14 protein-coding genes are annotated in these 13,894 nt (G+C 69.7%); 1 reads left to right on the top strand and 13 read right to left on the bottom strand.

Annotated elements, in window-relative coordinates; translation table 11 throughout:
• Positions 1-1,239, top strand: a complete 1,239-nt coding sequence (locus MNR00_RS06170; protein WP_241928283.1) for a CoA transferase — start codon at positions 1-3, stop codon at positions 1,237-1,239.
• A 24-nt stretch (positions 1,240-1,263) separates the two neighbouring features.
• Here MNR00_RS06170 and MNR00_RS06165 read toward each other — a convergent pair whose 3' ends face one another.
• From MNR00_RS06165 to MNR00_RS06105, 13 genes are all read right to left on the bottom strand, one after another.
• A complete protein-coding gene (locus MNR00_RS06165) occupies positions 1,264-2,085 on the bottom strand; it encodes a DUF4184 family protein (protein WP_241928282.1) in 822 nt (273 codons plus the stop codon).
• Between the two features lie 6 nt (positions 2,086-2,091).
• Positions 2,092-3,393, bottom strand: a complete 1,302-nt coding sequence (gene tyrS / locus MNR00_RS06160; protein ID WP_241928281.1) for a tyrosine--tRNA ligase — start codon at positions 3,391-3,393, stop codon at positions 2,092-2,094.
• A gap of 21 nt (positions 3,394-3,414) precedes the next feature.
• Positions 3,415-4,167, bottom strand: a complete 753-nt coding sequence (locus tag MNR00_RS06155) for a hypothetical protein (RefSeq protein WP_241928280.1) — start codon at positions 4,165-4,167, stop codon at positions 3,415-3,417.
• Positions 4,164-4,808 carry a SatD family protein gene (locus tag MNR00_RS06150; RefSeq protein WP_241928279.1) on the bottom strand — a complete coding sequence of 215 codons (645 nt, stop codon included), beginning with the start codon at positions 4,806-4,808 and terminating at the stop codon, positions 4,164-4,166. Before MNR00_RS06150 ends, MNR00_RS06155 begins: the two co-directional genes overlap by 4 nt.
• An 80-nt stretch (positions 4,809-4,888) precedes the next feature.
• The gene (gene argH / locus MNR00_RS06145) at positions 4,889-6,313 is read right to left on the bottom strand and encodes an argininosuccinate lyase (protein WP_241928772.1); all 1,425 of its coding nucleotides are present in this window, start codon (positions 6,311-6,313) and stop codon (positions 4,889-4,891) included.
• A complete protein-coding gene (gene argF, locus MNR00_RS06140; protein WP_241928278.1) occupies positions 6,313-7,248 on the bottom strand; it encodes an ornithine carbamoyltransferase in 936 nt (311 codons plus the stop codon). The genes argH and argF overlap by 1 nt, the downstream gene beginning before the upstream one ends.
• Positions 7,245-8,468, bottom strand: a complete 1,224-nt coding sequence (locus tag MNR00_RS06135; protein WP_241928277.1) for an acetylornithine transaminase — start codon at positions 8,466-8,468, stop codon at positions 7,245-7,247. The genes argF and MNR00_RS06135 overlap by 4 nt, the downstream gene beginning before the upstream one ends.
• Positions 8,465-9,379: an acetylglutamate kinase gene (gene argB / locus MNR00_RS06130; protein ID WP_241928276.1), complete on the bottom strand. Its 915-nt coding sequence runs from the start codon at positions 9,377-9,379 to the stop codon at positions 8,465-8,467. Before argB ends, MNR00_RS06135 begins: the two co-directional genes overlap by 4 nt.
• Complete coding sequence (argJ, locus tag MNR00_RS06125; RefSeq protein WP_241928275.1) at positions 9,376-10,533, bottom strand: bifunctional glutamate N-acetyltransferase/amino-acid acetyltransferase ArgJ; 1,158 nt, start codon at positions 10,531-10,533, stop codon at positions 9,376-9,378. The genes argB and argJ overlap by 4 nt, the downstream gene beginning before the upstream one ends.
• Complete coding sequence (gene argC / locus MNR00_RS06120) at positions 10,530-11,582, bottom strand: N-acetyl-gamma-glutamyl-phosphate reductase (protein WP_241928274.1); 1,053 nt, start codon at positions 11,580-11,582, stop codon at positions 10,530-10,532. The genes argJ and argC overlap by 4 nt, the downstream gene beginning before the upstream one ends.
• A gap of 234 nt (positions 11,583-11,816) precedes the next feature.
• On the bottom strand, positions 11,817-12,773 hold the full coding sequence (locus tag MNR00_RS06115) for an NAD-dependent epimerase/dehydratase family protein (protein ID WP_241928273.1): 957 nt from the start codon (positions 12,771-12,773) through the stop codon (positions 11,817-11,819).
• Positions 12,774-12,842: 69 nt separating this feature from the next.
• The gene (locus MNR00_RS06110) at positions 12,843-13,271 is read right to left on the bottom strand and encodes a cupin domain-containing protein (RefSeq protein ID WP_241928272.1); all 429 of its coding nucleotides are present in this window, start codon (positions 13,269-13,271) and stop codon (positions 12,843-12,845) included.
• On the bottom strand, positions 13,268-13,852 hold the full coding sequence (locus tag MNR00_RS06105) for a pyridoxamine 5'-phosphate oxidase family protein (RefSeq protein WP_241928271.1): 585 nt from the start codon (positions 13,850-13,852) through the stop codon (positions 13,268-13,270). Before MNR00_RS06105 ends, MNR00_RS06110 begins: the two co-directional genes overlap by 4 nt.
• Positions 13,853-13,894: the final 42 nt, after the last annotated feature.

Raw genomic sequence — 13,894 nt, 5'->3', positions numbered from 1 at the left:
ATGCCCGTCCCCCTCCCGTCGCACCTGCCGGTCGGCCCCCTCGCCTTGGACAGCGTGGTCGCCGCAGGCAGAGCCATCGCCGGCAGCGGCGGCTCAGCCCCCGATCCCCTCCGCATCGCTGCCGCCTATCGCAGCGACCGGCACCTGCTCATCGACGGCGAGGCGCCCGAGGTGTGGGCGCCGCTCTCCGGGTTCTGGCAGACCTCTGACGGCTGGGTGCGCACGCACGGCAACTACCCGCATCATGCCGCCGCCCTGCACCTCGGCCTCGAGCTGCCAGACGGCAGCACATCGGCGGACGTCCTGGCACGTCTCAACACGATGACCGTGAGCGATGCGGTCAGCTCGATCTCCAGGGCCGGTGGGCTCTGCGTGCCGGTGCGGCAGCAGGATCCCGCATACGACGAAGCGCTGCGCCAGCATCCGATCGTCGAGGTCGAGCGCGCCGGCGACGCGGCGCCTCGCGCTCTCCCCCACGGGACGGCCGCTCGCCCACTCGAAGGCGTGCGCGTTCTCGACCTCACCAGGGTGATCGCGGGGCCCGTCGCCACACGCACTCTCGCCTTCGCCGGAGCGGACGTGCTGCGGATCGACCCGCCGCAGCGCCCCGAGTTCGCCTGGCAGCACTTCGACACCGGTCATGGCAAGCGCACGGCGCTGCTCGACATCGCGTCCGAGCCGGAACGTTTCGAGGGACTTCTCGCCGGGGCCGATGTCGTCGTGCTCGGGTATCGCGCGGACGGCCTGAGTCGGCTCGGCCTGTCCCCGGGGCAGCTCGCCGCGCGGCATCCGCACCTGGTCATCGCACAGCTGTCCGCCTGGCCAGGCGGGCACTCACCCCGAGGATTCGACAGCCTGGTGCAGGCGGAGTCGGGCATCGCCTGGCTCGAGTCGCCAGACGGCGGCGAGACCCCGGGTGCCCTACCCGCGCAGGGCCTTGATCATTCGGCCGGGTACCTGCTCGCGGCCGGCATCGTCGACGCCCTGCGGCGTCGAGAGGGCGACGGAGGAACGTGGGTCGTGCGCACCTCGCTGCGGCGGATCGCCGCAGAACTGCTCGGGATGCCCCGCGCGAGCGAACAGCGGGAGGTCGGCGATCCGCCGTCCGACCCCGCGACGCAATCGTTCGAGGTCGGCGGTCAGACGATCACGACTGTCGCCCCCGCGGTGAGCTGGCCCGGCGGCCCCACGCACTTCGAGCCGCCACGGGTCTGGGGCTCTGACCTGCCCGTCTGGTGACCCGCAGGGGATGGAAGCCGCGATTCAACGCGCGTAGGAGCGGGAGTCTTCCACTTCGACGGCAGAAGTCCGCCGCGGCAGCAGCACGATGACCACGCAGAGCAGCACCGTGAGCGCACCCCACAGCCCGGATGCCAGCGGCAGGGTGCGATATGCGAGATGCTGCAGAGTGAATCCCGGCGTGATCGGACCGTATGCGGCGAGGCCGATCATCCAGGCCGTGATCAGCACCACCGGAAGGGTGGCCAGCCAGACCCACCCCACCCACGCGGGCAGAAGCCGTGAACGCGGCTGCACGGGACGGCGCCGCAGCCACAGCAGCGCGTAGACGCCGAGGATCAGCATCCCCACCACGCTCGAGCCGTACTGCAGCCACTTGTACCCGAGCAGCGGACCCCACATCTCGTCGAGCACCGGGAGCGACACGACTCCCCAGCGCCCCTCATGCGTGAACATGTCCCAGACGATGTGCGACAGCACGCCGATCATCAGCGAGAGCGCCAGCAGCAGCGGATAGCTCGGCCGGTCGCGCGAACCGATGGCATCCGACACCGCTGCCTTGCCTGTTGTCCGCCACTGTTCGGGTAGTCGCGACGCCACGAATTCCGGCGCCAGCGCGACGAGCCCAGGACGCAGCACCACCCGCCAGATCAGGAACAGCACGAACGCGACCAGCGTCGTCCAGACGATATTGGCCGGTGAGTGGGTGAAACCGTATGGCAGCCCCGCACCCCGAAGGAACAGTGGCAGGTCCGGCGTCATCGCACCGATCGCGATCGCCGCCGGCACCAGCGGCGTGCGCACGAAGGGCAGCGCGATGACGGCGTGGCTCGGAGTGAAGGGCACGACGGCTCAGCCGATGAACACGCCTGCGAGCGTCTTCTTGCCGCGGCGCAGCACGGAGACGCCGCCGGGCAGCGAGCCCTGCACCGTCGCGCTGTCATCGGCCACCCGCTCGCCGTCCAGCGTGACGCCGCCCTGCGAGATCGCACGTCGCGCCTCGGAGGCACTCGAGACGAGTCCCGTGGCGACGAGTGCGTCGACGACAGGCGTCCCCGGCTGCACAGTCGCGTTCGGCAGCTCGTCGAGTGCGGTGCGCAGCGTGGTCGCATCGAGTGAGGACAGGTCGCCCTGCCCGAACAGAGCGTCGGATGCTGCGATGACGGCCGCCGTGGCATCCGCCCCGTGCACGGTGGCGACGACCTCGAGCGCGAGCCGCTTCTGCGCGGCGCGACGGAACGGCTCCGCCTCGACCAGCGCCGCGTACTCTTCGATCTCGGCGCGGCTGAGGAACGTGAAGACCTTGAGCCGGTCGATCACATCACCGTCCGTCGTGCTGAGCCAGAACTGGTACATGCGGTACGGACTGCACATGTCGGCATCGAGCCAGATCGCGTTGCCCTCGCTCTTGCCGAACTTGGTCCCGTCGCTGTTCGTGATCAGCGGAGTGCCGATCGCGTGCGCGGAGGCCCCTTCGACGCGGTGGATCAGGTCGGTGCCGCTGGTGAGGTTGCCCCACTGGTCGCTTCCACCGGTCTGCAGCACGCAGTCGTACTGGCGGAACAGCTCGAGGTAGTCCATCCCCTGCAGGATCTGGTAACTGAACTCGGTGTAGCTGATGCCGGCATCCGAGTTCAGCCGGGCGGCGACAGCATCCTTCTTCAGCATCGTGCCGACGCGGTAGTGCTTGCCGATCTCGCGCAGGAACTCGATGGCGCTCATCGGAGCCGTCCAGTCGAGGTTGTTGACGATGCGCGCGGCGTTGTCACCGTCGAAGCTGAGGAATCGCTCGACCTGGGCACGCAGGCGACCCACCCACTCCGCAACGGTCTCCGGAGTGTTCAGCGTGCGCTCGGCGGTCGGTCGGGGGTCGCCGATGAGTCCGGTCGAGCCGCCGACGAGGCCCAGCGGCTTGTGACCGGCGAGCTGGATGCGACGCAGAGTCAGCAGCTGCACCAGGTTGCCGAGGTGCAGGCTGGGAGCGGTCGGGTCGAAGCCGCAGTAATACGTGATCGGATCCCCGGCGAGAAGGGCGCGCAGCGCCTCCTGATCGGTGGACACGTGGACGAGGCCACGCCAGACCAGCTCGTCCCACACGTTCTCGAACGTCGGGTCGAGCGCCACGGGCGCAGTCGTCAGAGCGGTTTCAGACACGCGCACCAGGCTATCAGCGCCTCAGACCCGAGCAGCCCACCACAGCAGCAGCGCGGAGGCGAGGGCGGTGACCCAGCTGACCAGACTGCCGACGAGGAAGTACTCCGCTCGCGCCCCGGTCTCGCCATCCTTGGATATTTCCGGGAAGCGCACGATGCCCTTCGCCGCGAGCATCGCTGCCAGCAGCGAGTAAGCGGATGCCAGGGTGAGCGCCACCACCAGCATCCGCTCCAGCGGGCCGATGAGTCGCCCGCCCTTGAACCCGTTGGCACTCTGCTGCGGCTGACGCAGCTGCCCGCCGCGCAGCGCTCCCCCTTGATCGGCTGGGCGCCAGGCGCCCTCGCGATCAAGCGCTGCCCGCACGACGAGGTTCGCGGATTCGGCGACGAACAGCATCGTCCCCAAGGCGAGCATCGCCACGTCGAAGGCGACCTGCTGCCCACCAGGCGCCGGCAGGTTCCAGAAATCGCCGATCAGGCCGGGGTCGGTCCTGGCCGGCATCAGGGCGGTCGTCGCGGCGACGACGGCGGCGAGCAGCACCGCGGGCCAGAAGGACGCCCTGCCGGTGGCATCCAGCGGCATGGTCCACATCCACCCGGCGGCGAGCACGATGGCGATCAGCGCTGGACCCACCGAGTCGCTGAGCACCCCGATTGCGACGATGGCCACGGCCAGCAGTGCCAGTAGCGCGAGGCGGGCGGCCCGGCGCTGGACGAAGCGGCGCAGCAGGTCACCGGCGCCGATCCCGATGAGTGTGAAGGCCGTGAGGATCATGCGCCCACCCCTCGCAGCAGCGCCAGTCCCTCGATGAGGGCCGCGGCACCGGACGTGCGCAGCGCCTTCGACACCGATGGCTGGGTGATGCCCTCCTGCTTCGCGAGGGCCGCCTGCGAGATGCCGTCGATGCGCCCGAACGCGAGGCGCCGCTCGCGTTCGGTCATGCGCACGATGATCTCGTCGCGCGCGAGCAGATAGGCATTGGATGCCCGGATCACGGTGTCCATGACCTCAGTCTGCTCGGGAGCACCGACAATCCAGGTGCGCGCCGTCGGCACGGCGCGCTGCTGCCGGGCGTGCACCTGCTCGATCGCGTCGCGCGCGGCCCACCACCCCGGCCCGTCGGAGAGCTGGCGATGCTCGGACTCGATGGCGCGGATGCCGCCGATGCCCAGCCCGAACCGAAACTCGATCCCGTCCGGCAGGGCGAGTTGCAGCAGCAGCAGAGCGACGAGCGCATCATCGAGCGTGCGGTAGACGCCCTGCTGCTCATCGCCCACTGTCGGCCGCAGCGGCTGCTCGGCGAACGGGTGCGCGCGTTCTGTGCGCGCGATCGTCTCGTCGAACACCCGCTGCGCGGCTGCCCGATCATCCAGCCTGCGGGAGCCGATGATGTCGGCGATCACTGCAATGACCATGGGGTGACCATAGCACGCATACTCACAAAATATGCGTTATATGGTTATAAACCTCGAATATTCGAGGAGTCTGCGTGGGCTCAGAGCCCGAGCGCGTGCGCGGCGGCCTGCGCCCGCGCGACCAGCTCGGCGCGCTGCTCCCCCACCCGCACCGGAGCGGTGCCTCCGACGCCGGCACGCGACGCGACCGACCCCTCGATCGAGAGCACTCCGCGCACCTCGGGAGTCAGATGCGGCGACACGGATGCCAGCAGCTCATCATCAGCATCCTCGAGGCCCATGCCGCGCTCCTCGCAGGCGCGCACCAGCGCACCGGAGATCTCGTGCGCATCCCGGAACGGCACGCGCTGCTTGACGAGCCACTCGGCGACGTCGGTCGCGAGCGAAAAGCCCTGCGGTGCGAGTTCGGCCATCCGCGCGGTGTCGAAGCGCAGCGTGGCGATCATGCCCGCGAACGCCGGCAGCACCACCTCGAGAGTCTGCACCGAGTCGAAGACCGGCTCCTTGTCCTCCTGCAGATCGCGGTTGTACGCGAGCGGCAGCCCCTTGAGCGTCGCCAGGAGCCCCGACAGGTTGCCGATGAGTCGCCCGGACTTGCCGCGTGCGAGCTCGGCGATATCGGGGTTCTTCTTCTGCGGCATGATGCTCGACCCCGTCGAGTACGCGTCATCCAGTGTGACGAAGCCGAACTCACGCGTGTTCCAGAGGATGATCTCCTCGCTGAGCCGGGACAGATCAATGCCAGTCATCGCCGCGATGAACGCGAACTCCGCGACCACGTCGCGGGCCGAGGTGCCATCGAGCGAGTTCTCGGCCGGGCGGTCGAGGCCCAGTTCGCGGGCGACCAGCGCCGGGTCGAGCCCGAGCGTGGAGCCGGCCAGCGCTCCCCCGCCGTACGGCGAGACACCGGCGCGGACACGCCAGTCGACGAGACGCTCGAGTTCGCGCACCAGCGGCCAGGCGTGTGCCTGCAGGTGGTGGGCGAGCAGCACCGGCTGTGCGTGCTGCAGATGGGTGCGCCCAGGCAGGATGGCATCCGGATGCGCCTCGGCCTGTGCGACGAGTGCATCGATCACGCGCAGCAGGTCGCGGGCGATCACACGCGCGTGGTCGATGAGATACATCCGCACGAGCGTGGCGATCTGGTCATTGCGGCTGCGGCCGGCGCGCAGGCGCCCGCCCACCTCAGCACCGACCTCGGCGATGAGCGCCTTCTCGAGGGCACCGTGCACGTCCTCATCACCCGGGTCGGGCAGCAGGGTGCCTTCGGCGTACTTCGCGGCGAGCGCGTCGAGCCCCTCGTGCATGATGCGGGCCTCGTCGGCCTGCAGATACCCGGCAGCCTCCAGGGCCGTGGCGTGCGCATGCGAGCCCGCGATGTCGTAGGGCGCGAGGATCCAGTCGAAATGCGTGGAGCGACTCAGCTCGGCGAGTTCGGGCGAGGGCCCTCCGGCGAAGCGGGCGCCCCAGAGAGCACCCTCGTTCGTGCCGTGTGCGTCAGCCATCATGCGTCCTGCTCCTGCTTGTCGAGCAGCCAGACCAGCAGCGCCTTCTGCGCGTGCAGTCGGTTCTCGGCCTCGTCCCAGACCACGCTCTGCGGACCATCGATGACCTCGGAGTCGACCTCGTAGCCGCGGTCGGCGGGAAGGCAGTGGATGAAGATCGCATCGGGGTCGGCCAGCGACATGATCTCGGTGGTGACCTTGTATCCGCCGAGTTCGCGCAGGCGGACGATCTTCTCCTCCTCCTTGCCCATCGACACCCACGTGTCGGTGACGACGACGTCAGCGCCGAGCGCCGCCTCGCGCGGGTCGCTGAGCAGGGTGACCGATCCACCGGTCTCGGCTGCGCGCACCTCGGCGGCGGCGACGACGTCGGGGCGCGGTGCGTAGGCCGCAGGCGAGGTGATGCGCACGTGCATCCCGGCGGTGACACCGGCGAGCAGGTACGAGTGCGCCATGTTGCTGCGGCCGTCGCCGAAGAAGGTCAGAGTGAGCCCGGCGAGTTCGCCCTTGTGCTCACGGATCGTGAGCAGGTCGGCGAGCAGCTGGCACGGATGGAAGTCATCCGAGAGCGCATTGATGACCGGCACCCGAGTGCCGCGCGCCATCTCCTCGATACCCGACTGCGCGTATGTGCGCCAGACGATCGCGGCGACCTGGCGCTCCAGCACGCGGGCGGTGTCGGAGGGGGTCTCCTTGCCGCCGAGCTGGCTGTTGGCGGTCGAGATGATCAGTGGCGAGCCGCCGAGGTCGGCGATGCCGACGGCGAACGAGACCCGCGTGCGGGTGGAGGACTTGTCGAAGATCACCGCGACGGTCTGCGGGCCTGCGAGAGCCTTGTTGGCCCAGCGGTCCTTCTTCAGCTCGAGCGCGAGATCGAGGATCTCGGTCTGCTCGGCACGGGTCAGATCGTCGTCGCGAAGCAGGTGGCGGGTCATGCGTGGTTCTCCTGAGTGGAAGCGGATGCGGCGACGTCGGCAAGCGCCGCGCCGAACAGGGTGAGGAACTCCGCCACCTCGGCGTCGCCGATCGTGTAGGCGGGGGCGATGCGGATGACATCGGTGGTGGGCGCGTTGATGATGAGGCCGCGTTCGTGGGCGGCCGCCCTCACCTCGGCGGCGACGGGCGCAGACAGTCGGATGCCGATGAGCAGACCCGCCCCGGTTGTGCCGGTGACCAGTGGCAGGCCCTCGACGCCGGCGCGCAGCTCGGCGCCGCGGGCATTGACGTTGTCGAGCACGTGCTCGTCCTCGATGAAGCCGAGGACGGCGTTGGCCACCGCACTGGCCAGTGGGTTGCCTCCGAACGTCGAGTTGTGCGTGCCGGGGTAGAACAGGTCACTCGCACCGGCGAAGGTGATCAGGGCTCCGAGCGGGAAGCCGGCGCCGATGCTCTTGGCGAGCGTGACGGCATCAGGGATCACGCCCTCGCGCTGGAACGCGAACCACTCGCCGGTGCGCCCTGAGCCGGTCTGCACCTCGTCGAGGATGAGCAGCGCGTCGTTCTCGGTCGTCAGTGCCCGCGCTCGTGCGAGGAAGCCTTCTGGCAGCTCGACGACACCGGCCTCACCCTGGATCGGCTCGACGATCATCGCGGCGATGCCACCCTCGGCGAAGGCGGCCTCGAGGCTCTCGAGTGAGCGCTCGACGGTGACGACATCCGGCACGGCCGGCAGGAACGGGTCGCGATAAGCCGCCTTCGGCGTGAGCGACAGCGCGCCCATGGTGCGGCCGTGGAAGGCGCCTTCCACGACGAGGATGCGGGTGCGGCCGGCCCCATCCGCCTCGGCGAACCGGGCGCCGTGCAGACGGGCGAGCTTGATCGCCATCTCGTTCGCCTCGGTGCCCGAGTTCGCGAGGAACACGCGGCCCTTCTCACCGGTGCCGGCCAGGCGCTTCAGCCGCGCGGCGATCTCGAGCTGCGCGGGGGTGGCGAAGTAGTTCGACACGTGCGAGAGGGTGGCTGCCTGCGTCGAGACGGCCTCGACGAACACGGGGTGCGCATGCCCGAGACAGTTCACGGCGATGCCGCCGAGGAAGTCCAGGTAGCGGTTCTCATCGGCATCCCAGACCCACGAGCCCTCACCGTGCGTGAGCAGCGCGAGCCGCCCGCCGAGGCTCATCAGGTCGCGCGAGGCGTCGTCATTCCAGTTCGTCATGCGGTGACCGCCCCTCCGGCGACGACTTCCGTGCCGATTCCCTTGCTGGTGAACAGTTCGACGAGCACCGAGTGCGGCACTCGCCCGTCGATGATGGCGGCAGCATCCACTCCGCCCTCGACGGCGTCGAGGCACGCGCGCATCTTCGGGATCATGCCCGATTCCAGCTTCGGCAGCATCTGCGTGAGATCCGTCGACGTGATGTGCGAGACCAGTGAGTCGCGGTTCGGCCAGTCCGCATAGAGGCCGGCGACATCGGTGAGGATGACCAGCTTGCGGGCGCCGAGTGCGATCGCCAATGCTGCCGCGGCGGCATCCGCGTTGACGTTCAGCGACTGACCTGGATGATCCAGGTCGGGCGCGATCGACGAGACCACGGGGATGCGTCCTGCTGCCAGGTGATCGACCACCGGGGTCGGATCGACCTGTACGACGTCGCCCACCCGGCCGAGATCGACCTCTTCGCCGTCGATGACCACGCCGCGACGGCGGCCGCCGAACAGGCCGGCGTCCTCGCCGCTCAGGCCGGTCGCGATCGGACCGTGCGAGTTGATCTTCGCCACCAGGGTCGGGTTGACCTGCCCGGTGAGCACCATGCGCACGACGCTGATCGCCTCGGTGTTGGTGACCCGATAACCGCCCTTGAACTCACTGGGGATCGCGAGGCGGTCGAGCATGTTGGAGATCTGCGGGCCGCCGCCGTGCACGACCACTGGCTGCACGCCGACGTAGCGCAGGTAGGCGATGTCCTGTGCGAAGGCCTCCTGTAGCTCGTCGCTCACCATCGCGTTGCCGCCGTACTTGACGACGACGATCTGGTCGCGGAACCTCTTCAGCCAAGGCAGCGATTCGATGAGGGTGGCTGCCTTGTCGGCGGCTTCCTCTGGGGCGGTGTCCTGAAGGTCTGTCATGAGGCGTAGGCGCTGTTCTCGTGCACGTAGTCGTGGGTCAGGTCGTTGGTGAGGATCGTGGCGGTCGCGTCGCCGGACTTCAGGTCGATCTCGAGGTGCGTCGCGCGCGGGGTGAGGTCGACTTCTTCGCGGGGACGGTCTGGGCCGCCGGCGCTGCACACGCGCACGCCGTTCATCGACACGTCGACGTCGTAGGGGTCGAACTCGGCCGTGGTGGTGCCGATCGCCGCGAGCACGCGGCCCCAGTTCGGGTCGTTGCCGAAGATGGCGGCCTTGAACAGGTTGTTCCGCGCGACAGAGCGTCCCACCTCGACCGCATCGATCTCGGTCGCGGCGTTCTTCACCTCGATGGTGATGTCGTGGCTTGCGCCCTCGGCGTCCTGCTGCAGCTTCTCGGCGAGCTCGCGGCTGAGCGCGGTGAGAGCGGCGGCGAAGTCGTCCAGGTCGGGACGGATGCCACTGGCACCGTTCGCGAGCAGTGTGACCTGATCGTTCGTCGACATGCATCCGTCGGAGTCGAGCCGGTCGAAGGTGACGCCGGTGGCGCGGCGCAGCACAGCATCCGCTTCCGCCGCGTCGAGATCCGCATCGGTGGTGAGCACGACGAGCATCGTCGCCAGGCCTGGCGCGAGCATGCCTGCGCCCTTGGCCATGCCGCCGATCGTCCATCCGTCTCGCGCGACCGTGGCCGTCTTCGCGACGGTGTCTGTCGTCATGATCGCCTCGGCTGCTGACTGCCCGCCTTCGGCGCTGAGCGCTGCGATGCCGCGCTCGACGCCGTCGAGCACCTTGCCGCGGAACACCTCGTCGCCGGTGCCGATCAGGCCGGTGGAGCAGACGAGCACGTCGCCGGCACTGACCTGCAGCAGTTCGGCCGCCTTCTCGGCGGTGAGGTGGCTGGTCTGGAACCCGAACGAGCCGGTGAAGCAGTTCGCACCGCCGGAGTTCAGCACGATCGCCTCGACGACGCGATCAGCGATCACCTTCTCCGACCACAGGATCGGATTCGCCTTGGCGCGGTTCGTGGTGAAGACGGCCGCACCGACCTTGCGGGGGCCGCGGTTGACGACGACGGCGACATCGGGCTTGCCGGTGGACTTCAGCCCCGCAGCGACGCCTGCCGCCTCGAAGCCCTGGGGTGCGGTGACGCTCACGGCGCTACTCCGTTCACAGTGAGTGCGCGGTCCTCTGGAAGGCCGAGCGCGAGGTTCATGGACTGGATGGCGGCACCGGCAGTGCCCTTGACGAGGTTGTCGACCGCCGTGACGACCGTGACGCGGTTCGCCTCGCGATCGATCGCGAGGCCCAGCAGTGCGGTGTTGGCGCCGAGCACGTCTGCGGTGCGGGGGTACGACCCCTCGGGCAGCAGCTGCACGAACTTCTCGTCGCCGTAGGCGCTCTGCCAGGCATCACGGATCTGGGCGTCGGTGATGCCCTCCGCGATCGGTGCGGTGGAGGTGGCGAGGATGCCCCGCGCCATCGGCACGAGCACTGGAGTGAAGGAGATGCGGATGCCATCGGCCGGCACTCCGCCGGCCGCGGCGAGCGCCTGCCGGATCTCAGGGATGTGCCGGTGCGTGCCGCCGACCGCATACGGATTGGCGGTGCCGAGGAGTTCGCTGCCGAGCAGGTGCGGCTTGAGGCTCTTGCCCGCGCCGGAGGGCCCGACGGCCAGCATCGTGACGATGTCGGACGGGTCGATGACTCCGGCCGCGACGCCGGGGGCCAGGCTCAGGCTGACCGTCGACGCGTTGCATCCAGGGGCCGCGATGCGGGTCGCGCCGCGCAGGCTGTCGCGCTGCTTGCCGCCGTTCACGAGCAGCTCCGGGACGCCGTACGCCCATGGCTCGTGGAAGTGGCCGCCGTAGAAGGCATCCCAGGCGTCCTGTGAGGTGAGGCGGTGATCCGCACCCGCGTCGATGACGAGCGGGGTGTCGCCGAGCGCATCGGTGTACTTCCCCGATTGGCCGTGCGGCAGTGCGAGGAAGACGATGTCGTGCCCCGCGAGGATCTCGGGAGTGGTGGGCTGCAGTTCGAGGTGTGCAAGCGAGCGCAGGTGCGGCTGGTGCTCTGCGAGCAGCTGGCCGGCGGTCGAGTGCGCGGTCACTGTGCGGATGTCGATGTCCGGATGGGCTGCGAGGAGCCGCAGGATCTCGCCCCCCGCATAGCCGGATGCGCCGGAGACGGCGACGGTATACGTCATGCTTCTACCTTAACGGTCGGTGTGCGCCCGATGACGGGCCTGGCCGGGGCGGCGACCCGGCATCCGACCTCATGCCACGACGGCACAGGCTGCGCGGGGTCGCCTAGAGTCGGCGGCCGGCGCGGCGTCGGCGCAGCACAGCGACACGCGGAGCGCGCGTCGAGAGCAGGTGCTGGGCCGAAGGCATGCCGCGAGGTTATCGGCTCGCCGCCGGCATCCGCAAATCGAGGATGGTCAGCCCAGCAGCGCGAGTTCCTCTGCGCGGCTCAGTCCCGACCGACGCTCGCGATCGACGCCGCGCTCCCGCTCGTCGGCGAGCACGTCGGCGATCGTGTCCTCGAGCGGGCGCAGCTCTCCGCCCGCTGCGCGGTACGCGGCGTTGCTGTGGGTCATGAAGCCGGGCATGTCGTCTGGCAGCCAGAGCGGCAGAGACCGCTCCCCCATCCAGTGGTTGACGTCCTGCTCGAGCAGCCGCTCGGCGCTGACGGTGACGACCTCGCCGGTGTGCCCGGCGGCAGTGCGGATGGCCTGCAGCACCTCGCCGAGCGGATGCTGGTCGCCGATGGCGTTCACGGCGCGGCCGGCAGGTGCGATCAGCGCGAAGTCCGCGACGTCCTCGACGTCGATCACCTGCGTGGACGCGCCCTCCGTCGGCGGCAGCAGCACTGGCCCATCCCCTGCGCGCGCGAACGCCGCCGCCCAGTAGCCGAATCGGTCACTGCCGTCGCCCGCACCGACGATCAGCCCTGGCCGGATGATCGCCGCGCGGTCGCCGAGTGTCTGCACGGCGTCTTCGGCAGCGACCTTCTGCGCGCCGTACTCGTACTCATCGCCCGGCTGCGCCGGCGCATGACGCGGTGCGGACTCGTCACCGCCGACCGTGACGTCGTCGGAGTACACCGACAGCGACGAGATGTACGTCCAGCGGCCGGCGACCGGCCCGAGGGCGGCGACCGCGGCCTGCACATGGTCAGCCCGTGATGAGACGTCGACGACCTCATCCCACTGCCTGAGGCGCAGGTCATCGAAGACCTGCGTGTCATCGCGATCGCCGCGCAGCAGCAGCGTGCCGTTCGGGGACGGTCGCTCTCCCCGCGCCAGGCATGTGACCTGGGCGCCGGCATCGCGCCAGCGCCGCGCGATCCGTCCCGAGAGCCACCCTGTTCCGCCGAGCACGAGCACCTGAGTCATGAGATCAATGCCATCGGCATCCGGCGCGGCGCGCAAGCGATTCCGCTGACGGCGGAGCGCCGCGGCGTCTCACCAGGGCATCGGGCGATCGGGGCCGCGCCTGCTGTCGTCCGGCATGTGCGGCAGTTGCTCACCGCCGGCGCGGATGCACAGCCAGCGCAGCTCGCTTTGGCTGTCCGGTGCCGCACGCCAGGTGCGCCAGACGCCTTGCCCGACGCGCACGACGGTGCCGGCCTCGACATCCACGACGTCGTCATCCAGGCCCATCTGGCCACGACCGGCGAGGAAGACGTACATCTCCTCGATCTTCTCGTGCACGTGCCAGTACCCGGCCTCCTCGCCTGGCACCAGCGCGTTCGCCGTCATCCCGATGTACTGCATGGTCAGCTCGTGGTCGATGACGCGCCGACCGTCGCGCGCGCGGGTCTCATCGAAACCGCCGTGGAAGTCGCGCCACTGCTCCGGCGCGCCGATCCGGGTCACCTGGTAGTCGCTCATCGTCGTGCCTCCTCCTCGGCCGCGGACTCCGCCCGCAGCACGTCATGGTTCCAGCCGTCCACGTCACGGCGGTACACGACCCGCACGTGGTCACGGTCCGGCCTGCCCTGCCAGAACTCCACCCGCTCCGGGACGACACGCCACAGCATCCACTCCCCAGGCTCGATCCCCGAGCGGGCCGCGGCGGAGCGCGCCGCGAGATCGGCCGCGCTCTCGGCGTCGGATGCCGGCTCGACACGCCCGCGCACCCGGACGGCGCGCACGATCGGCTGCCACCAGAAGCTCAGCGCGGCGGCGGGGTTCGCCGCGAGCTGTCGCCCTTTGGCAGAAGTGCGATGGCCCGCGAACGCCCAGCCCCGTTCGCTGACGCCCTTGAGGATCAGCGTGCGGGCATCCGGAACCCCGTCCGCATCGACCGTCGCCAAGGTCATGGCGTGCGGTTCGGGGACGCCGAGCGCGACAGCATCCGCGAGCCACGCGTCGAACAGCGCGACGGGATCGGCCGGGAGGCCAACCGGATCGAATGCCGGCGCGACGCCGGCCAGACTCGGCAGGGAACGCAACCAGGCGCCGTCGGTCATGGGAACGAGCCTAGTGGCCCGTTCCCATGACCCGGCGTGCGC

Origin of the sequence: Microbacterium sp. H1-D42 (assembly GCF_022637555.1) — a bacterium.
GTDB lineage: Bacteria > Actinomycetota > Actinomycetes > Actinomycetales > Microbacteriaceae > Microbacterium.
The sequence above is the reverse complement of the archived record's forward strand: the minus strand, read 5'-3'. Positions and strand labels throughout refer to the sequence as shown.